The sequence below is a fragment of the Amycolatopsis sp. NPDC051128 genome (genome assembly GCF_040682715.1).
Classification (GTDB): domain Bacteria; phylum Actinomycetota; class Actinomycetes; order Mycobacteriales; family Pseudonocardiaceae; genus Amycolatopsis.
In genome coordinates this window covers 127,440-146,766 of the sequence record NZ_JBFBBN010000005.1, presented here as the reverse complement: position 1 = coordinate 146,766, position 19,327 = coordinate 127,440, and the positions used below count along the sequence as shown (strand labels likewise).

Genomic DNA, 19,327 nt, shown 5'->3' with positions numbered 1-19,327 from the left:
CCCTTCATATCCGATGGATCACCCTTATACAGAGCGGGTGTGATCGACACCATCTGATAGTTTCGCCGAACGATCACCCGATCAGGCTGCCCAACCCGTCGCACCTGTCCACCGAATTCCCGGCGTGGGACCACTAGAGTGGTGCGGGCAACAGGTCCTCGGCGGCGACCGCGTGGCCGAAGTAATAGCCCTGGACCTGGTCGCATCCCAGGTCACGAAGGATATCGAACTGCGTCGCGGTCTCCACGCCCTCGGCGATCACGGTGAGGTCGACGCCGTGCGCCATGGCGATGATGCTGGCCACGATCGCCCGCGCCTCACTGGATTCCTCGAGTTCGCTGACAAAGGACTGGTCGATCTTCAACGCGTCGACGGGCAGCTTGCGGATCTGGGCGAGGGACGAATAGCCGGTGCCGAAGTCGTCGATGGCCAGGTGCACACCGAGCACGCGCAGGTCGTTCAGTATCAGGTGCGCGCTCGCCGGGTCTCGCATCAGCGCGGTTTCGGTGATCTCCAGTCGCAGTCGTTCGGCCGGCAGTCCGGTGGCGTGCAACGCCTCGTCCACCAAGGCGACCAGTTGGGGGTCCTCCAGTTGACGTACCGAGAGGTTCACCGCGAGATCGATGTCCAGGTTGTGCCGCGCGCACCACGCGGTGATCTCCTCGGTCGACCTTCGCAGGGTGAACTCGCCGATCAGATTGATCAGATCGCTCTCCTCGGCCAGCGGGATGAAATCCGACGGCGGAATGTTCCCGCGCTGCGAATCGGACCATCGCAACAACGCCTCCACTCCGACCAGCCGCCGTTTCCGGATGTCGACGACGGGTTGGTAGGCCATCCGGAGATGACCATTGCTCACGGCGTCACGCAGGTCCTGTTCCATGCGGACTTGTTGCTGGATCCGCTTCCGCAACTCGACATCGAAGAACTCGTACCGGCCGCGTCCCTGTGTCTTCGCCCGGTACATCGCGATATCCGCGTCCCGCAACAGGTCGTCCGCGCTCCGTTCGTCATGCGGGCCGGCCACGACGATTCCGATGCTCGCGTCGATGTGCAGCTGACGACCTTCGAAGGTGATGGGGTTGGCCAGCGAGCCACGCAGGTGACCGGCAATCGCTCGCAACGCGGTCATATCGGCGACGCCGGCCACCACCACCGCGAACTCGTCGCCGCCGATCCGGCCGACGAGATCGCCCTCGCGCACCTCGCCGCACAGTCGCTTCCCGACGATCCGCAGTACCGCGTCGCCGAAACGGTGCCCGAGCGAATCATTGATCACCTTGAACTTGTCCAGGTCGATGAACAGGACCGCGGTGCCCCCCGTACGTTCAGACGTCCGAATGGTGGTCGCGAGTCGTTCCAGGACCAGCGCCCTGTTGGCCAGCCCGGTCAGCGCGTCGTGGGTCGCGTCGTAACGGAGGCGATCATCGACGGCCCGTTGCTCGGAGATGTCGCTGAACGAGACGACCACCGCGTGCGGCGGGACCGTGTCGCTGTTGAGTGGCCGCGTGCTCAGCGAGATCCACATGTTTTCGCCATCGGGCCGGGGCACGCGGAACACATGTCCGTTCAGCCGGGCGCCGGTGTTCCGGCTGATCGCGGCCGGGTGGTCCGACACCGGTACGACGACGCCCGCCTCGTCATACAGCGGATACGCCGGCGTCGACAAAGCCATAAGTCGTTCCGCATTGACCCCCACGATGCGGCAGGCGGCCGGGTTCACGGATTCGACCACCCCGGTGGGCCCGAGAACAATGACGCCCTCCTCCAATGAGGCGACCACATTGCTGAAGCGCTGTTGAGCGAGGCGTCGTTCGGTTTCATCCGCGCACACGAGCACATACCCGTCGCCCATCTCGGCCACGGAGGCTCGGACGTTCACCGTCACCCCGTCGGGCCGGCGATGGGTGCTGTCGATCAGACCACCCGCTCGGATCACCGCGCGCGGGTCGAGCTCGGTGCCCAGTATCTCACCGGCCGGCCGGCCGATGGCATCGGCGGCCAGGCGGGCATAGACGGCCTCGGCAGCCGGATTCCAACTGGTCACGAGGCCGGAACGGTCGATCGCGATGATCGCGTCGCTGACGTGTGTGACCAGCGCGGCCTGATAGCGCAGGCTCGCCTCGGCCGCCTTCTGCACGGTCAGGTCACGGAGGATCACCTGGAACGCGGGCCGCCCCTCCCACATCGTCCGCACCGAGACCGTCTCGACGACGATTTTCGTGCCGTCGGCCCGCACCAGACTCGCCTCCGCCGGTTCGGATGTCGCGCCCTGCGTCGTGAGCCCCGCGATGCGCCGCAGCATTTCCGGAACAGAGTCCGCATCCACGAATTCGCTGATCGAGCGCTTGAGCATCTCCGCGCTGGAATTCAGGCCGAGGAGGCGCCCGCTCGCCGCATTGGCATACACGACCATGCCGGCTTCGTGAACCGCGATGCCGTCCGGGCTGAGTTCGCTGAGCAGCCGGTAACGATCGGCGAGATCGGCCAGTGCCATGGTGGCCTCGTGCTGCTCGGTCACGTCGGTGGCGATACCGAGCACACCACCTGCGCCGCGGTCGGCGAATCTGCGCGCGCGGAACTGAATCCATCGGATCGCGCCGTCCGCTGATTCGATTTGCTGTTCGAGTTCGAAGTTCTGCCACAAGGGCGCGGTCCGCGCGGAATGACTCAGTGGTTCGACCAGCTCGGCCAGTTGGGCGCGGATCTCGGTGTCAGCCGCGCCGGGCATGCCGAGGACGTCGTCAAGGCCACGCCGCCAGGTCAGCGCGTCGTCGGAGAAGTCGACGCGCCACAATGCCGCGGACTCGGCGGACAACGCCAGCTCGACGACAAGCTCGAGTTCGAGCTTTCCGCCCGTGGTGGATGTGTCCGGATCCTGGAGGTCGGTACGCAATATCGTGTCCGATCGGGTGCGTTCCATGCCGCGTCCTAAGTGATGAACGGCAGCAGTCGAGCACGGTTGAGGAAAACGGGTCGTTGATTCGAGTAACAGTTCTCGCGCCCGCGGTATGACCGGACCGGTTGACGCGGATCATGCCCGGTGATCGCCAGTCTGCTGCGGAGATCACCACTGGCCGCGATGCGCGCGAAGTAGGCCGCGCGCCGACGCGCCACGACAGGACTGTTCTGGTCGCCGCCCGGGGACACGAGGTCGGGATCGAGCTGGGCGTTGATGCCGTCTCGGAGCAGGGCCATCGCCTGCGCGAGCAGCTGGGACACCCGGGATTCGGTCACCCCCAGCTCGGCGGCGACCTCCACCATCGGACGCTCCTGGAGGACGTGCCGAACCACCACCATCCTCGGTCGTGGCGACAGCGCTTCGACCGCGTCACGGAGATAGCCGATCCGCTCCCGGTACAACATGACGCCTTCGGGCCCGAGTCGTCGATCGGCGAGCACGTCGATCAGGGCGTGTGATGCGGGGCCCTGCAGGCTCAGCACCTGCGCCGCGTCCGTCTCCTGGAGCGCGGTGTCGAGGTCCTTGACCGTCATCACCAGTGCTTCGGCGAGTTCGGCCGAGGTAGGCGTGCGGGCGAGCGCCGTGGTCAGGTCCCGGCGGACGGCAGCCATCTTGCGGGCCCGGCTTCGCGTCGAACGGGGTGCCCAGTCGAGGCCGCGCAACTCGTCGAGCAGCGCCCACCGGATCCGGGCGCCGGCGAATCCGGCGAAGGAATTGATCCGTTCCGGGTGATAGGCCTGAGCGGAGATCACCAGCGCGGTCAGCCCGGCAGCGGTCAGGTCGTCCCGATCGACGTGTGGGGGCAGTTTGCCGGACAGTTGGCGCACGTGGACGGCGACAAGAGAGAGGTGCGTACGGACCAATTCGTCCACATCGGTGTCGACCACGGCTACCACCTTTCACATGACCCTGGACCATGGTCCGGACTCTTTTTGCCATGATCTCAACATTGTTGATCTCACGTAACCCCAAGAGGGTCTGACCTGGTCCACGCGGCCAATGCAGGTGACTTACATACTAGCCGATCCCGGGCCCGCCGGGTTGTACGCAGCGTTCCAATTACCCAGGTCGAACATACTCTGGGTAGAAAGATCTCGGCATCGCGACTTGTGAGCAGCATTCGTGTGGTGATAAATCAACCCATCCGCCCCCGGTAAGCAACGCACAGGCGAAAACCGTGGGCGTGGATCAACGGAGCGAATTGTGAGGTGACGTCGCGGGCCGTTCATGATCGCCGCGGCGCTCGTGGCGATCTTGGCGGCCGGGTCGCTCGGCCAGGCCTACTGGTGACCGCTCAGGCCTGGCCTGAACGGTCACCGGTTCCCGGACCAGCTGAGCACCGACACCTGTCTCGCCCCGGCGACCGGGTTCGTCGGGTCACCGTCCACATAGGCCACCCGGGCCCGGGCGGCCGCGGCTCCGCCGGGCTCGCACGTCGTCGCGCCAGGGCAGACGTAGGCGGCCAGGTACACCCCGAAAACGAACCCCGGCGCGTAGTCGGGAACCTCGATCACCGCGCCGGTGAACGTCACGCTGCCGGTTTCCTTGATCCACAACGACCGGGCGACCACGCCGAAGCGGAAGATCGGCTCGGTGGCGTTGTTCAGCGTGATGTCCACGACGGCCTTGGGCGCGTACGTCGTGCCCTGCACGTAGAACCGGTTGCCCGAGTTGTTCACCGCCGTCAGCAGCGCGCACGCGGCACTGGCCGTATACAGCAGCTGGGTGCAGCCGCTCTCGGCACGCAGGGCGGGCGGGGTGTAGATGAGTTCGAGCTGCAACGCGTCGATCATTTCCGTGCCCTTGTGTTTCACCGCCGCCGTGTAACTCAGCTGCGCGCCGGTGAAGGTGCCGTCGTACACCTGCTGCCTGAGCGCGGGAGTGACGACGACGTCGACCAGGTCGGTGTGCGGGAGCGTGTCCGGGTACGACGGCACAGTGACCGCGCCGGCCGGCGCGAGCTGCACCGAGAGGTTGTCCTGGATGGTTCCGGCGGTGTTGCCGTGCACCACGCGGACCCGGGCGGACTGGAGGATCGAGCCCACCGGGATCGCCGCGGGCGAGGCGTAGCCGGTCGTGGTCACGGTGGCGCTCTGGGTGCCGCCGAGGCTGTTGATCCAGGTGGCGAGGTTTCCGTCCACAGCGGACAGGCTGCCCGCCGGGGCGGTGGTGAAGGTGCCGGACGGCGTGCCGGACGGCGTGAGCGTGGCGGTCACCGGCGATTCGGCCCCCGACGTCAGGCCGTAGACCGCGACCGGCGGGCGGGTGGCGCTGTAGGTGCCGCAGATCTCCGCCTGCCCGGCCTTGACCGCGAGCCGGCTGTCGCCGCCGAAGACGAACTGGACCCCGACCGCATTCGCGTCTTCGATGGGGTTGTCGCACGCACCCGGGATCTTCGCCGGCACCGACGGCGTGGCCACGATCCGCCCGGTGTCGTCCACCGGCGTGCCCGCGACCAGATAGCCGTTGTCGATGGTCCAGACATCCTCGCCACCGAGCAGTGACAGCGGCCGGACCGCCGCGGCGTTGTGGAAGTCGAAGTAGTACGCGCCGGGCTTGAACCAGAACGTGCTGTCCTTGCACTTGCTGCTGCTCGACATCATCGCCGACAGCCCGACCGCGTCGTCGTAGTACCCGGGCTGGAAGGTCACCAGCGAGCCGGCCTTGGTGCACGGGGGCAGCTTTTGGAGCGGCGGCACGGACGTCAGTGCCGGCGCGTACCCGGGGTCGGCGCCGAGGCTCGACCCGGCGTAGCTGCACGAAGGCGGCGGTGTGCTCCGGATCGTGCCGGAGCAACCGCTGCGCGCATAGACCGCCGTGTTGGTGTCGAGCGACCCGTTGACCACGTTGATGTTCGAGTTCGAGTAGACGGTGCCGTGGATCTTGAACGACGAACCGGTCGGCTGCTGGATGTTGAGCCCGTCCTCGCCGCCGGTGCCGAGGGTGAGGATCGCGTTGCCCGGCCGGTTGCACTGGCTCAGCGACGGGCACTGGATCAGCACCTTCGCCGGATCGGCGATGCACGACACGGCCGCCGCGCCGCCTCCGGAGTCCGGTAGGTGCAGCGTGTCGGACGTGCCGAAGCAGGGCTCGCCGGCCGTGCCCTTGAACGTGCTCGTACGGATCTGGTTGACCGCGGCCTGCAACGCGCCGTCGGCGGCGTAGGCCGACGCCGCCTGGCCGCGCAGGTTCACCGTGGTGCGGACGCTGGTGTCGGCGAACGACAGCAGCGCGCTGAGGCCCACCGCGACCACGGTGACCAGGAGGAGCACCAGCGTCAGCGCGGCCCCGGTGTCGTCGCCCTTCGGCCGGCGGATCATGTCTGCCTCCGTTGCCCGAACAGGGTGATGAGATAGGGGTCGGCGTGGACCGTGACCGCCGTGAAGATGAGCTTCACCCACAGCGGCAAGGCCGCGTCGGCGCAGGTGCTGGCGCAGGTGACCGCTGGAGTCCCCGGCTTGACGTTGTGGGCGACGATCGTGTCGGACACCGGCGTCGCGGAACCCAGGCAGCGTAGGCGATGCAGCTCGGTCCCGGCCGGGTTGGGGTAGTAGGCGATGATCGCCGTGCGCCGGGTCGCGTCCGGGGTGGTGGTGGTGTCCCAGTCGTCGGACAGCAGCCGCACCACCGCATCCGGCGTCGCGGCCGTCCCGCAGACCTGGCCACCCGCGTTGTACGCCGCGCCGACCTGGATCGACGGCGAGTACGGGACGGTGCCGTTCGCGATCTGGCCGGAGTAGTCTCGCAGGCCGGTCATGGCGACGTCCTGGGCGAAGTACGCGGCGCTGATCTGCGCGTCATGCGACACCTCGAACCGGTCGGAGGTCGTCGTGGTGGTCTGGGTCGCGCCGATGATCACATCGGACAGCGGCACCGTGATCACACCAAGGATCACGATCGCCAGCAGCAGTTCGATCAGCGTGAAGCCGTCGTCGGACCGGCGGCTCAGCACAACGCCTCCCCGAGCCCGCAGCGCTTGCGCACCACGACGACGAGCTTCTCGCTCGCGCGCCCGTCACGGCTGGCGACCTGGACGGTGAGCTGCTGCAACCCGCTGTCGGCGCCGCAGGTCGCCGACCACGCGGTGCCGGTCCAGTACTTCACCGAGGTCACCGAGGGGACGAACGGCTTCGGGTCCGGCTCCGGCACGGTGAACCCGGCCGGAGCGGCGTACTTCGCGGGCGCGGCGCACGGGAAGTAGCCGCCCGCCATGACCTGGTTCTCGATCGCCTCGGCGTAGTCGTGGAGGTAGGCGCCGGCCGTGGCCTGTTTGCGGTGGATGTCGGAGACCAGGATGGTGGTGACCAGTTCGCCCATGACAGCCGGGATCAGGATCCCCATGATCGTTATCGTGATCAGCAGTTCGATCAACGTCTCGCCGCGCTCGTTCGCCGATCCGGGATTCCGGCCGATCATCAGATGTCCACCTGGTTGAAGATTCCGTACATCGCCGACACCAGTGCCACCGCGACGAAGCCGACCACGATGCCCATGATGATGATCACCACCGGCTCGAACAACGCCGTCAACTTCTTGATCTTGTAGTCCAGCTCGCCCTCGTAGTAGGCGGCGGTGACCTCCAGCTGGGTGTCCAGGGTTCCGGTTTCCTCGCCGACGCGCATCATCTGCACCGCGGTGTTGGGGAACAGCCCGGTCGCCCCCAGCGGTCCGGCCAGGCCCTGGCCTTCCAGCATCGCCTCGCGTGTCCGCCACAGGGCGTACATGAACACCCGGTTGCGCAACGAATCGGTGGCCACCCGCAATGCTTCCGGCAGCGGCACGCCGGCCCCCACCATCGACGACAGGATCCGGCAGAAGCGCTCGACCATGGCGAATCGCACGGTGGAGCCGAGCACGGGGGTGCGGAGCACGAGCCGGTCGCGGAGGTGACGGCCGAGTTCGAAGCGCAGACCGGCCGCGACGACAACCACGATGGTGGCCAGCCCGATGCCCAGTGCCCACCACCACTGGGTGAGGAAATCGGTGGCGGCGAGGAGCATGCGCGTCGGCAGCGGCAGTTCGGCGTTGAGGCTGGCGAAGAAGACCTTGAACTTGGGCAGGACATACGCCGCGAGCACGGTGATGGTGACCAGCGACATCAACGCGATCACCATGGGGTAGATCAACGCGCTCTTGATCTTCCGGCGGGCCTCCAGATCGCGTTCGAGGTATTTCGCCAGCTGGGTGAGCACGATGTCCAGCTCACCGGTGAGTTCGGCGGATCGAAGGATTCCGCGGTAGAACTCGGGGAAGATCTTCGGGTGCCGGTTGAAACAGTCGGACAGTTTCTCGCCTCCCCGGAGCCCGTCTTCGACCTGCTCCATCATCCGCCGCACCGAGGAGTTGGTTGCCTCCGCGCCGAGGCTGTGCACCGCGTCGAGCAGGGGCAGGCCGGCCCGGATGAACGCGCCGAGCTGGCGAGACAGGTGCATGACCGCCACTCGTTTGACCCGCGGTGCGAACAGCTCCGATTTCAGAAAGCTCTTTTTCTCGGTGACTCGGATGTCACGCAGCTGGCGCTCGAACAACGCCATTTCGGCCGCGTTGCGGTCGGTCGCCTTCGCCACCCCACGCGTCAGTTCGCCGTCCAGGTCGGTCGCGGTGTAGGCATACCGGGTCATCGATTTCCTCCAGCAAGGTAGATGGCTCGCAGCACCTCGGCCGGATTGGTCACCCCGGTGGCGACGAGTCGGGCGGCCTCCTCCTGCAGAGTCTGCATGCCCTCGTTCCGCGCGACCTTGCGGATTTCGTCGTGCGAGGCGCGATTGAGGACCATCTCGCGGATCCCGTCGGTCACCGGCATCATCTCGTAGACCCCGATCCGGTCGAGGTATCCGGTGTGCGCGCAGAAGTTGCACCCCGCGCCGCGGGTGAAACCCTCCTCCGGCACCTGTCCGCCGATCGCGTCCAGCAGAGCCCTTTCCTCCAGCGCGGGCTCATACGGTTCACGGCAGTTCTCGCACACCCGGCGCACCAGCCGTTGGGACAGCACCGCGGTCACCGACGAAGCGATCAGGAACGGCTCGATGCCCATGTCCAGCAGGCGGTGCAGCGCCGAGGGAGCGTCCGTGGCGTGCAGGGACGAGAGCACGAAATGTCCGGTGAGCGCCGACTGCACCGCGATCCGCGCGGTCTCCACGTCCCGCACCTCACCGACCAGAATGATGTCCGGGTCCTGCCGCAGGATGGATTTCAGGCCGCCGGCGAAAGTGATACCGGCCTGCTCGTTGATCTGGATCTGGTTGATGAACGGGAAGATGTACTCGACCGGGTCCTCGATGGTCATGATGTTGCGGTCGGGGCTGTTGATCTCGGTGAGTGACCCGTACAGCGTCGTTGTCTTACCGCTGCCGGTCGGCCCGGCGCAGATGACCATGCCGTACGGCGAGCGCAAGATGGCGGCGTACCGCTCGCTCATGTCCCCCTGCATGCCGAGCTGCGCCAGGTCGAACAGCGGACGGCTCTTGTCGAGCAACCGCAGCACGACCTTTTCGCCACCGACGACCGCGACGGTGGAGACCCGGATGTCCACCGCGCGGGCTTCGATTTCCATACTGATCTGACCGTCCTGCGGCCGGCGCCGCTCGACGATGTTCATCCCGGCGAGGATCTTGACTCGGCTGACCACCGCCGACGCCATGGAGCCAGGCAGGTCCAGGACGGTGTGCAGGGCGCCGTCGATGCGGTAGCGCACCCGCACGCGGTCCTTCTGGGGTTCGATGTGCACGTCGGAGGCGCGATCCCGCAGGGCCTGAGTGATGATGAGCTGCACGACCCGCACGACCGGCGCGTCCTCGTTCGCCACCACGGTTTCGAACTCGGCCGCCGCCTTGCGCAGCACATCGCGCGCTTCGAACGCCTCGACCTGCGAACTGACCGCGGTGAGGGCTCGATAGCTGTTGCCGATCGCGGCCGCGATGTCCGTCTGCGACGCGATCTTGATCGTCAGGGGCCGGCCGATGAACCCCTCCAGCAGCCTCAGCGTCGCCTCGGACGGGGAGGCGACGGCGACCGCCACCCGCTCGCCTTCCAGTCCCAGTGGGACCGCGATCAACGCCCGCGCGGTCTCCTCGCTGAGCAGTTCGGTGACCACCGGGTCCGGCGTGACGTCACGGAGATCGACGAATTCCAGTGAATGCTGCTTGGCCACCATCCGGGCGAGGTCGCGTTCGCTCAGCGTACCCAACTCGACCAGCAGTGAGCCCACCCGTTTGCCAACGCGCTCCGACTGTTCCAGAGCCGTGACGACCTGGTCCTTGGTGGCCAGCCCGGCGTCGATGAGCATTTCGCCGAGCCGGCTGCCGCCGGGCGCGAACGTCATGTCCGTCGGCTTGGCCACCCGTTCGACGTCCGCGGCGGGCACTGCCGGCGGCGGCGTCGAATCCGCCGAGCGGCCACGCTTCCGTCCCTTCACGACGTCACACCTGCGCGCCGCAGTTGTCGCGCCTCGATGTCCTTGGGAAACAGGCTGCGCGCAACGGCGTCCTCATAGGTGATCTGACCAGCTTGCACGAGTGCGGACAGCGACTGTTCCAGGACGATCATGCCCTCTCGTTGACCGGTGACCACGCAGTTGCGCAACTGGTTGGTCTTGCCTTCCTTGATCAGGTTGCGAATCGCGGTGTTGGCCACCAGCACCTCGTAGGCGGCGACCAGGCCGCCGCCGATCCGCGGTATCAGCCGCTGGTACACGATGCCGGTGAGCGCTGCCGCGAGCTGCACCCGGACCTGTGCCTGTTGCTCGGCGGGAAACACGTCGATCATCCTGGCCAGGGACTGCGCGGTGTCGTTGGTGTGGAGGGTGGCGAAGACCAGGTGACCGGTCTCGGCGATGGTCAGTGCGAACCGGATGGAATCCAGGTCGCGCATTTCACCGACCAGCAGCACATCCGGGTCCTCGCGCAGCGCGGCGCGCAGGGCGTCGGCGAAGGATGCCGTGTCCGAGCCGACCTCACGCTGGTTGACCGCGGAGCGCTTGTGGTCGTGGACGTACTCGATGGGGTCCTCGATGGTGATGACGTGACAGGCCCGATCGATGTTGATCTGGTTGATCACGGCGGCCAGCGTGGTCGATTTGCCGGATCCGGTCGGCCCGGTCACCAGAACGAGTCCCTGATGCTGGCGGGCGAACACGTGCAGTGCCGGTGGGAGACCGAGTTCCTCCATTGTGGGCACCTCGCGGGGAATCATCCGCAGTGCCACGGCGGTCTCGCCGCGCTGGCTGAACGCATTGCCACGGATCCTGGCGTGCTCGCGCCAGGCGAAGGAGAAGTCGTACTCGTGGACGGCCTTCCACGTGGCTGCCTGCTCGCCGGTGAGCAGTTCGGCCAGCAGTCCGGCGATGGCCTCGCCGGTGAGAACCGGGCGGCCGGGCACCGGGTTGAGCTGGCCGTGCACCCTGATCTGGGGGAACATTCCGGCGGTCAGCAGGAGATCCGTGCCACGGGCCTGCCACAACAGATCGAGCAGTCCGTCGATGTCGCTCCCGACAGCTGGACCGTGCATGGAAGAACCTCCGGAAACTTCCTGTGCGGATGGCTCACGGGCTGGATGGCTCGGACTCGCGCCCGGCCACCCTCCCCGGACTGCCTGATCAGCAAGTACCCGTCACAACACCTGTAGTCGCGTTAATGGCGATGCCGTCCGTAGCCGGCGGCGCCGACTTCAGGTAGTTGTCAGTAACCAGCGTCGCAACAGTCGGCCAGGTGCTGTACTTGGCATAGTAGGCCGAGGCCGCGATATCGACACCTTTCACGTCCGCGTTGCATGCGGCTGTCTTGGCGTCGCTGCTGAATTTGGCGACTCCGAACACGACGATTCCGGCCAGGACGCCGAGGACGACGATGACGATCAAGAGCTCGATCAGGGTGAAGCCGTGTTCCCTGCGCCGAGCCGCACGGAGTTGCTGATACATGGAATTCCCTTCAGAAGGGCGTTCGAACATCTTGTCTAGATATCCGCAGCCACTCGAAGGCTGCTGCTACACGCAGGGGCACGTCGAGGCGAAATCGCCACACCAAGCACGACTTCGAGCGTCCTGTTCCCGATTTTCGGGAGAGGTGAACTCGCTGTATTCAACAGTGTAGGGCGGATGTCCGCCCCCGGCGCTTTTCGTACTCGATGGTGGCCGCCCCGGGATCGGTCACGAAGTCGTCGCGTCGGGCGGATCGCGCCTGGTCGCGCACCTGAACCGATTGGAATGGTAATCAAGGAAAAATCGCGACGACCGTGTTTCGTGTCAGTTCGCGAATGAAACCGAGCACGACCTGGCCACTTTCTCGATCGTGACGATCATCGTCGAAGGGGTAAGTTCACCCCATCGGGTGACATAGCCGTCGCCGAGCAGGCACCGGCCTCGATGATCGAGGGTCAGGACACGCACTCCGGAGGAGGTCGCGTTCCTCGCCCTCGGCGAGGGTGCTCGCCGGTGGCTGGTCGAAGCCGCTGCGACCGGGGTGACCTCGATCCTGGACCACTTGACCTCCTCCGGGCCGCCGAGTGACGCGGTGATGGCGGATAAGGCCCACTCCGCGCAACCGGGCACCAGCGGCCGTGCACCACCAGCAACGTGAGCTGTGCCGGGTCTGAGGTCTTACCTGGGAAGCAGCGCGCCGGCTCGCTTCACGGTGCGGATGACCGGGGCTGTCTCGAGTGAGTGGATGGCGTCCAGCGAGGCGATCCGCTCGCTCAGGTAGCGCGCGAGGTCTACGGCGTCGCGGCAGTTGATGGCCGCGAGCAGGTTCGTCGGTCCGGTGGTCTGGGCCACGAGGGACACCTCGGGGTGGCCCGCCATAGCGGAGGCCACGGCAGTGAGCTCGGAGGGCCGTACGGAGATCCACAGGCGTGCCTCGGCGGCGAAGCCGAGCGCGGCGGGCGGGATGTCGACGAGGAACGTGAGCACCCCGGCTCGGCGTAGCGCGGTGAGCCGCCGCCGTACCGTCGATTCGGACCATCCGGTCGCGGCGGCGAGTTCCGCGTGGCTTGCCCGTCCGTCGCGCGACAGCAGGTCGAACAGCGGACGGTCTTCAGGTCCCAGCGACGCCTCGGCGTCTTCGATGGGTGGCGCGGTGAGCAGGGCCGCCTGGTCGGGCGTGAGCTGGGCGGGGCCGGCCCAGTTGTTGGGCAGTGCGTAGTGCCCGAGCAGCAGATGGGCGGAGACGGCGGTGACGCGGCTGGTTCTCGGGAGCTTGTGCAGCAGCAGGGCTTCGCTGTCCTCTGTGGTGGGTGTCTGTGTGCTGCACGAGATTTCGGTGCCGCCGGAAAGCAGGTAGACGTAGGAGGTGTCCGGGCGGGCGGCAAGGGCTTTGGCGATGCCGGTTGCCGAGTCCGGTGTGCACTGCAGCCGGATGGTCCAGGCGCGGTAGCCGAGGCGGGTCCCGTTGAGGCTGCCGATCACGCGGAGGATGCCGGCAGTACGCAGCCTGCGGTAGCGGCGAGCGATGGTGTTCTCGGAGACGCCGAGGGCTTCGCCGATGAGGCGGAACGGGGCTCGTCCGTCGATCTGCAGGGCGTGCACCAGACCGCGATCGACGTCATCCAGGATGACAGTATCCGTCTTCATGATGAATAGTGTGCCAGTATCCGCCGTGAAAGGCTGGCTTGCTGGCGGTCTCGCGGGTTGGATCACGAGGGTGAGGGGCGTCCGACAAGCTTTGCGAAGGAAGCCTCATGCGTAAATGGTGGCCGCTGGTGGCGGTCTGTCTCGGTACCTTCATGTTCCTGCTTGACACCACGGTGTTGTCCGTGGCCTTGCCCGACATCGGCGAGGGGCTGCCGGCGTCGCTGCCGGAGCTGCAGTGGGTGGTCAACATCTACACGCTGGTCCTGGCGGTGCTGATGCTGACGATGGGGTCGTTGGTGGACCGGTTCGGGGCGTGCGCGGTGTACGTGGCCGGCCTGGTGGTTTTCGGCGTCGCCTCGCTGGCCTGTGGCCTGGCTCCTGGCGTGGGTGTGTTGATCGCCGCCCGTGGGGTGCAGGGGATCGGTGGCGCGGCGATCGCCGTGACCACGTTCGCTTTGATCGGCTCGGTGTATCGCGGTCCCGACATGGGCCGGGCGATGGGTGTCTTCGGTGCGGTGACCGGTTTGGCCGCCGCCGCGGGACCGATGCTCGGTGGGGTGCTCACCCAGTATCTGAGCTGGCGAGCGGTCTTCTTCGTCAACATCCCGTTCGTCGTCGTCACCATCGCCCTGTCTCTTCACGTCCTGACGGCAGGTCGGCGGCCCGCTGTGGCGCGTATCGATCTTCCGGGTGTCATCGCGTTCGCCTTGTGCGGCGGCTCGCTGACCTATGCGCTGACACGGGCCGGGGACGAGGGTTGGACCGCGCCCGGGGTGTTGGCTCCGCTGGTGGTGGCCGCGCTCGCCCTTGTCGTGTTCGTCCGCGTCGAACTGCGCACCGCGGCACCGCTGCTGGATGTGCGGCTGTTCTCCCGGGGGGCCTTCGCGGCGGTGATGTCGTGCGTGATCGCCTCGACGGCGGCCTTCGCGGCGCTGGTCTATACCTCGGTGTGGCTGCAGTCGGGGCTGGGTCTGGGGCCGGCCCGTGCCGGGCTGGCACTCATGCCGCTCGCTCTGGCATCCTTCGCCACTTCGCTCATCACCGGGCGGACGCTGCACGGAAAGTCTCCTCGCGCGATTCTGACCACTGGGTTGCTGCTGAGCGGGATCGGCTGCGCGTTGCAGGCGGGACTGGACGCGGGTTCCTCTGCCGGGTCTGTTGCGGTGGGGCTGGCCATCACCGGTGTCGGGGTGGGGCTGATGGGCCCGACGATGGGAGCCGCGGTCTTCGCGGCCCTTCCGCCGGAGCGCGGAGGCATGGCCGCTGGGGCCATGACTACCTTTCGGCAGCTCGGACAGACGCTCGGGGTCGCCATCTTCGGGGTGTTGTTCCAGCACGGCGGCGCTTCTCCGGTGGACGGGCTGAACCGGGTCCTGATCGCCGCTACGGCGGTCGGGATCGTCGGTGCCGTGCTCGCCTACGCCTTCGTGCCGAAACCGGCTGCGAGGCAAACCTCCTCACCTGCCCGTCGGAGCGTCACTGGCTCCCGCTGACGCTCCGACCGGCACGACCAGGCCGGGTCGCTGACGAGCCGGTGCGGGCGGAGAGCCGCCGATGAGCAGAGGCGGTGCTCGGCGCCTCTGCCCGCGCTGCCCTGTTCAAGAGCCGGCACCGTGCTGCGGCCCGGTGAGCCGGCTCAGCCGGACCGTGACGTCCAGGCCGCCGGCCGCGCGGGTCACGACGGTCACCTCGTCGTGATGGGCGGCGGCGATCGCGCGCACGATGGACAGACCGAGGCCGGCGCCACTGTCGGTGTGGGTGCGGACGCCGTTGCCGCGGACGAAGGGTTCCAGCAGCTCTTCCGCCTCCTCCGCGCGGATCGGTGGGCCCGAGTTGGTGACGCGGAGGAACGCCCGGCCGGCGTCGGTGCCCGTGGTCACCGTGATGTGGCCGCCGGCGTGGTTGTACGTGGTGGCGTTGTCCACCAAGTTGCCGGCCATCCGTTCCAGGAGGACCGGTTCGCCGCTGACCGGCGCCGGCCGCAGGTCGGTGTGCAGTGTGACGTCCTCGCGGGTGACGGCGGCGAGGCTCTCCCCGGCGACCTCGGCGAGGTTCGTCGGACGCTGCTCGCGGGGGTGGCTGCGGGCCAGCGCCAGCAGCCCGTCCAGCGTCCGCCTGCTGTGTTCGACCGCGGTTCTGACGTCGCGGGCCATGGTCAGCAGCTCGGCCCGGCTCGGTTCGCCGTCGAGGGTCATGTCGATCGCGGTGCGCATGGTGGTCAGCGGGGTCCGCAGCTCGTGCGCGGCGTTGGCGGTGAACATTCGCTGGCTGTCCAGTACGCGGTCGCGTTCGGTGACGCCGCGCTGGATGCGGTCCAGCATCCCGTTGATGGTGCCGGCCAGCGCGGCCAGCTCGTCCGCCGGGGTGGTCACCGGTACCCGTTCGGTCAGGTTCTCCGCCGAAAGCCGTTGCGCGGTGGCGGAAATCGCGCGGATCGGCATCAGGAGACCGGCCGGTGAACACGTGCCCGGCGGCGCTTGGGCCGGCGCGCTGACGAACCGGCCGCCGCGAGCACGGACAGCAGGACGAGCGCGCCGGCCGGGCCGAGGGTCGTCCACGGCGCCAGCTCCAGGTAGGGCTGGTTCTCCGCGAGGAGGCGGCCCCATTCCGGGGTGGGCGGTTGCTCGCCCAGCCCGAGGAACCCGAGGGAGGCGAGCACCAGGATCGTGGTGGGCAGCCGCAGGGCGGCGTTGCGGGCGACGGCGGGCAGCACCGCGGGCAGCAGGTGGTGGCGCAACAGGTGGACTGGGCCGGCGCCGAACGAGATCGACGCTTGCAGGTAGCCGGTCGCCCGTTCCTGTTCGAGCAGCGCCGCGGTTTGGGCGGCGTAGGGAGTCCAGCCGACCAGGCACACCGCGAACGCGGCGCCCCACACCGACGGTCCGGTCACCGCGGTCGTCAGCAGTCCGGCCAGCACGGCGGGCACGGCTGACAGCACTTCGGTCAGCCCGGCGCCGGCCGCGCCGGCCATGCCGAGCAGCATCCCGATGACGACGCAGGCCACCGTCACGGCGAGCGCCACGCCCGTCGTGCGCAGTGCCCCGTGTCCGAGGCGGGCCAGCATGTCCCGGCCGAGTGCGTCCGTACCGAGCGGGTGCGCTGCCGAGGGGGAGAGCAGGCGGGCCGCGGTGTCCACGTGCGACGGATCGCGCAGCAGCCCGGCGACGCAGACGGCGAGCAGAAGGGCCGCGCAGCCACCGAGCGCCCAGCCGGTCGCGCGACGGCGGCCGAGCGCCGGTGGGGGCGGGGCGGCCAGACCGCCGTCGCGCAGGGCGGGGCCGAGCAGCAGGTGGCGAAGCGCCTTGACGAGCAGGCCGGCGGCGACGCCGAGCAGGGCCAGCAGCAGGGTCGCGGTCTGCAGCGGCGGGAGGTCCTGGGCCAGGGCGGAATCCAGGGCGAGCCGGCCGAGCCCCGGGATGTCGAAGACCTTTTCCACCGCGACCGCTCCGCCGACCAGGCCGACCACACTGGGCATCAGCTGGGGGAGCACCCCGGCCAGCGTGCGGCGCAGCACGGGCCGGACGAGGCGGCCCGGCGGAAACCCGCCGGCGTGCCAGGTCCTGACCCACGGCTCGCCGAAGGTGGCGGGCAGGGCGTGGTCGAGCAGGCCGCCGATCACCGCTCCGGTCGGGACGCCGAGGGCGAGCGCGGGCAGCACCATGGACATCGGGCCGGTCCAGCCGCCGGGCGGGAACCAGCCCAGCCACACGCCGAAGACGGTGGCGAGCAGCGAGGCGAGCAGGAACTTGGGCAGCGCGGCGAGCGACGCGGCCACCGCGCCGGTGCCGCGGTCGCGCAGCCGCCGCCGGGAGCCGAGGGACAGCGTGCGGGCACTGATCAGCGCGGCCACCGCGATCGTGACCACGAGCGTGGCGAACATCAGCGTGACCGAGACGCCCAGGGCGCTCGTGACCTGGGGCAGGACCGGCGCGCCCGACACCCAGGACGTGCCCGCGTCCCCGCGCGGCAGCCCGCCGAGCCAGCGCCCGAGCTGGATGAACGGCCCCTGGTCCAGACCCAGTTGCTCCCGCACCGCGGCCAGCTGGTCGGCGGTCGGGGCCTGGTCGGCGGATCGGGCTCGCAAGACCGTCAGCGCGGGATCGGTACCGGACAGCCACGGCAGGAAGGCGACGGCTGCCAGCATCGCGCTGCCGGCGGCGACGCGGCCCGCGCCCGCGCGCCACGGAGAGGCGTCCGCCACTACCCGAGATGGGTGTCGAGGGTGATCAGCGAGCGCTCACGCGGATCGAGGACCACTCCTTCGACGTTGGTGCCGATGCCCTGCACGACCTTCTCGTGGACCAGCGGAACCACGGCGTCGGTGCGCAGGATCTCCGCTTCGGCCTGCATGATCTTCTGCTGCCGGAGCCCGGTGTCGCCTTCCTCGGCGGCCGCCGCGACGGCCCGGTCGACCCCGGCGTCCTTCAGGCCGGCGATGTTGTAGGCGCCGTTGGTCGTGTAGTCGCTGGCGAGGTACGCGACCGCGTCACCGGTGTCGAGCAGCGTCACCCGCGACAGGATCAGGGCGTCGTACCTGCCCGCGAGGAGGTCGGCCTCCATCTGCGTGTACTCGCGAACGTCCTGCTGCACGGTGAAGCCGGCCCGCTCCAGCTGCTGCTGCACGACGGTCGCGGCCTCGGGGAGCTCGGCGCGGTTGGTGTAGGCGGCCAGGCGCAGCGTCCGGCCCTGCGTCTTCGACCGGGTTTCCGCGACCGTCGCGGCCTGCGCCCGCCCGCTCACCTCGACCCGCCGACTGGCGGCCCAGGGGATGGCCGGCCCGAACAGGCCGTGGGCGGCGTCGGCGTAGCCGCCGAAGACCGAGCCGGCGAGGGCCGAGCTGTCGACGGCACCGCGGGCGGCGGCCCGCAACGCCGGGTCGGTGAAGATTCCGGCGGAGGTGTTGAGGATCAGGCTGTCCGCCCGGACTGAGGACACCTCGTGCCGGGTGGCCGGGTCGAGCAGGGGCGCCTGGGCGGTCGGGATCCATTCGGCGATGTCGGCCTCGTGGGCGCGCAGGGCGTTGGTGCGGGCGGTGCCGTCGGCGATCCACGTCACGTCGATACCGGTGGCCTTCGCCTTGCCGCCCCAGTAGCCGTCGAAGCGGTCCAGGGTCGCCTGCGTCTTGCCGGTGAGCTTGGTGATCTTGAAGGGGCCGGTTCCGGTACCGAGGGGGCTGACGGTCCCGGCGGCGGTGTACGCCTTCGCGGAGAAGATCCCCAGTGCGGGGCTGGCGAGCCGGAGCGGGAGCACCGGGTCGGCGGTCTTCGTCCGGATCGTCACGGTGCCGGCGTCGTCCGCCTTCGCGGTCAGCGTCACGTCGCTGAGCACGCGGGGCTTGGGCTTGGCCGCACCGGCGTGGTCGAGCGCGTTGACCACCGACGCGGCGGTGAAGTCGGTGCCGTCGTGGAACTTCGCCTGGCGCAGCCGGAAGACCCAGGTGGTGGCGTCCTGGCGAGTCCAGGACGTGGCCAGCGCGGGCGCGGCGGCTCCGTCGCGGTCCAGCGCGGTGAGTCCCTCGGCCACGCACAGCTTGCCCAGCGCGGTGGCGTCGTTGCTGTACGGGGACAGGGCCTGCGCCGGCGGCACCGCCAGCGCGACGCGCAGCCGGCCGCCCGCGGTGTCCGAGGCGCCGGCGCCGGCGCCGGCGCCGGAGAAACAGCCTCCCAGCAAGGGGACAAGGGCAAGCGCCACGAGAAGTCGAGGGGTCGAACGCACGGTCAGTCCTGTCCTGCGGAAAGTGTCGTCCCCGGTCGGCTCAGGCGCGTGCGGGGCAGGGCCAGGTCAGCATATGAGGCAAGGCTAGC

14 protein-coding genes are annotated in these 19,327 nt (G+C 68.6%); 1 reads left to right on the top strand and 13 read right to left on the bottom strand.

All coding sequences use genetic code 11. From position 1 onward, the window contains the following. Positions 1-133: 133 nt before the first annotated feature. The 10 genes from AB0M82_RS08220 to AB0M82_RS08175 form a co-directional block, all read right to left on the bottom strand. Entirely contained in the window at positions 134-2,923 is a 2,790-nt protein-coding gene (locus tag AB0M82_RS08220) for an EAL domain-containing protein (protein WP_364718709.1), read from the bottom strand. A gap of 8 nt (positions 2,924-2,931) precedes the next feature. Next, positions 2,932-3,849: a sigma-70 family RNA polymerase sigma factor gene (locus AB0M82_RS08215; protein ID WP_364718708.1), complete on the bottom strand. Its 918-nt coding sequence runs from the start codon at positions 3,847-3,849 to the stop codon at positions 2,932-2,934. A gap of 426 nt (positions 3,850-4,275) precedes the next feature. Beyond that, the gene (locus tag AB0M82_RS08210) at positions 4,276-6,282 is read right to left on the bottom strand and encodes a hypothetical protein (protein WP_364718707.1); all 2,007 of its coding nucleotides are present in this window, start codon (positions 6,280-6,282) and stop codon (positions 4,276-4,278) included. Continuing rightward, the gene (locus AB0M82_RS08205) at positions 6,279-6,914 is read right to left on the bottom strand and encodes a prepilin-type N-terminal cleavage/methylation domain-containing protein (protein WP_364718706.1); all 636 of its coding nucleotides are present in this window, start codon (positions 6,912-6,914) and stop codon (positions 6,279-6,281) included. Before AB0M82_RS08205 ends, AB0M82_RS08210 begins: the two co-directional genes overlap by 4 nt. Further along, positions 6,908-7,378 carry a type II secretion system protein gene (locus AB0M82_RS08200; protein WP_364718705.1) on the bottom strand — a complete coding sequence of 157 codons (471 nt, stop codon included), beginning with the start codon at positions 7,376-7,378 and terminating at the stop codon, positions 6,908-6,910. Before AB0M82_RS08200 ends, AB0M82_RS08205 begins: the two co-directional genes overlap by 7 nt. Beyond that, a complete protein-coding gene (locus tag AB0M82_RS08195; RefSeq protein ID WP_364718704.1) occupies positions 7,378-8,583 on the bottom strand; it encodes a type II secretion system F family protein in 1,206 nt (401 codons plus the stop codon). The genes AB0M82_RS08200 and AB0M82_RS08195 overlap by 1 nt, the downstream gene beginning before the upstream one ends. Next, entirely contained in the window at positions 8,580-10,376 is a 1,797-nt protein-coding gene (locus AB0M82_RS08190) for an ATPase, T2SS/T4P/T4SS family (RefSeq protein WP_364718703.1), read from the bottom strand. Before AB0M82_RS08190 ends, AB0M82_RS08195 begins: the two co-directional genes overlap by 4 nt. Beyond that, positions 10,373-11,467: a PilT/PilU family type 4a pilus ATPase gene (locus AB0M82_RS08185; protein ID WP_364718702.1), complete on the bottom strand. Its 1,095-nt coding sequence runs from the start codon at positions 11,465-11,467 to the stop codon at positions 10,373-10,375. The genes AB0M82_RS08190 and AB0M82_RS08185 overlap by 4 nt, the downstream gene beginning before the upstream one ends. An 88-nt stretch (positions 11,468-11,555) precedes the next feature. Next, positions 11,556-11,876, bottom strand: coding sequence for a prepilin-type N-terminal cleavage/methylation domain-containing protein (locus tag AB0M82_RS08180; RefSeq protein WP_364718701.1), 321 nt, complete (start codon positions 11,874-11,876; stop codon positions 11,556-11,558). Between the two features lie 678 nt (positions 11,877-12,554). Then, the gene (locus tag AB0M82_RS08175; protein ID WP_364718700.1) at positions 12,555-13,523 is read right to left on the bottom strand and encodes an Lrp/AsnC family transcriptional regulator; all 969 of its coding nucleotides are present in this window, start codon (positions 13,521-13,523) and stop codon (positions 12,555-12,557) included. A gap of 107 nt (positions 13,524-13,630) precedes the next feature. Between AB0M82_RS08175 and AB0M82_RS08170 the strand changes: the two genes are divergently transcribed. Further along, positions 13,631-15,016, top strand: coding sequence for an MFS transporter (locus AB0M82_RS08170; RefSeq protein WP_364718698.1), 1,386 nt, complete (start codon positions 13,631-13,633; stop codon positions 15,014-15,016). A gap of 105 nt (positions 15,017-15,121) precedes the next feature. Here AB0M82_RS08170 and AB0M82_RS08165 read toward each other — a convergent pair whose 3' ends face one another. Genes AB0M82_RS08165 through AB0M82_RS08155 form a run of 3 tightly spaced genes read right to left on the bottom strand, consistent with a single transcriptional unit; the run spans position 15,122 to position 19,193 of the window. Next, positions 15,122-15,964: a HAMP domain-containing sensor histidine kinase gene (locus AB0M82_RS08165; RefSeq protein ID WP_364718697.1), complete on the bottom strand. Its 843-nt coding sequence runs from the start codon at positions 15,962-15,964 to the stop codon at positions 15,122-15,124. Beyond that, the gene (locus AB0M82_RS08160) at positions 15,964-17,724 is read right to left on the bottom strand and encodes an ABC transporter permease subunit (RefSeq protein ID WP_364718696.1); all 1,761 of its coding nucleotides are present in this window, start codon (positions 17,722-17,724) and stop codon (positions 15,964-15,966) included. Before AB0M82_RS08160 ends, AB0M82_RS08165 begins: the two co-directional genes overlap by 1 nt. Continuing rightward, positions 17,724-19,193, bottom strand: a complete 1,470-nt coding sequence (locus tag AB0M82_RS08155) for an ABC transporter substrate-binding protein (RefSeq protein WP_364718694.1) — start codon at positions 19,191-19,193, stop codon at positions 17,724-17,726. Before AB0M82_RS08155 ends, AB0M82_RS08160 begins: the two co-directional genes overlap by 1 nt. Positions 19,194-19,327: the final 134 nt, after the last annotated feature.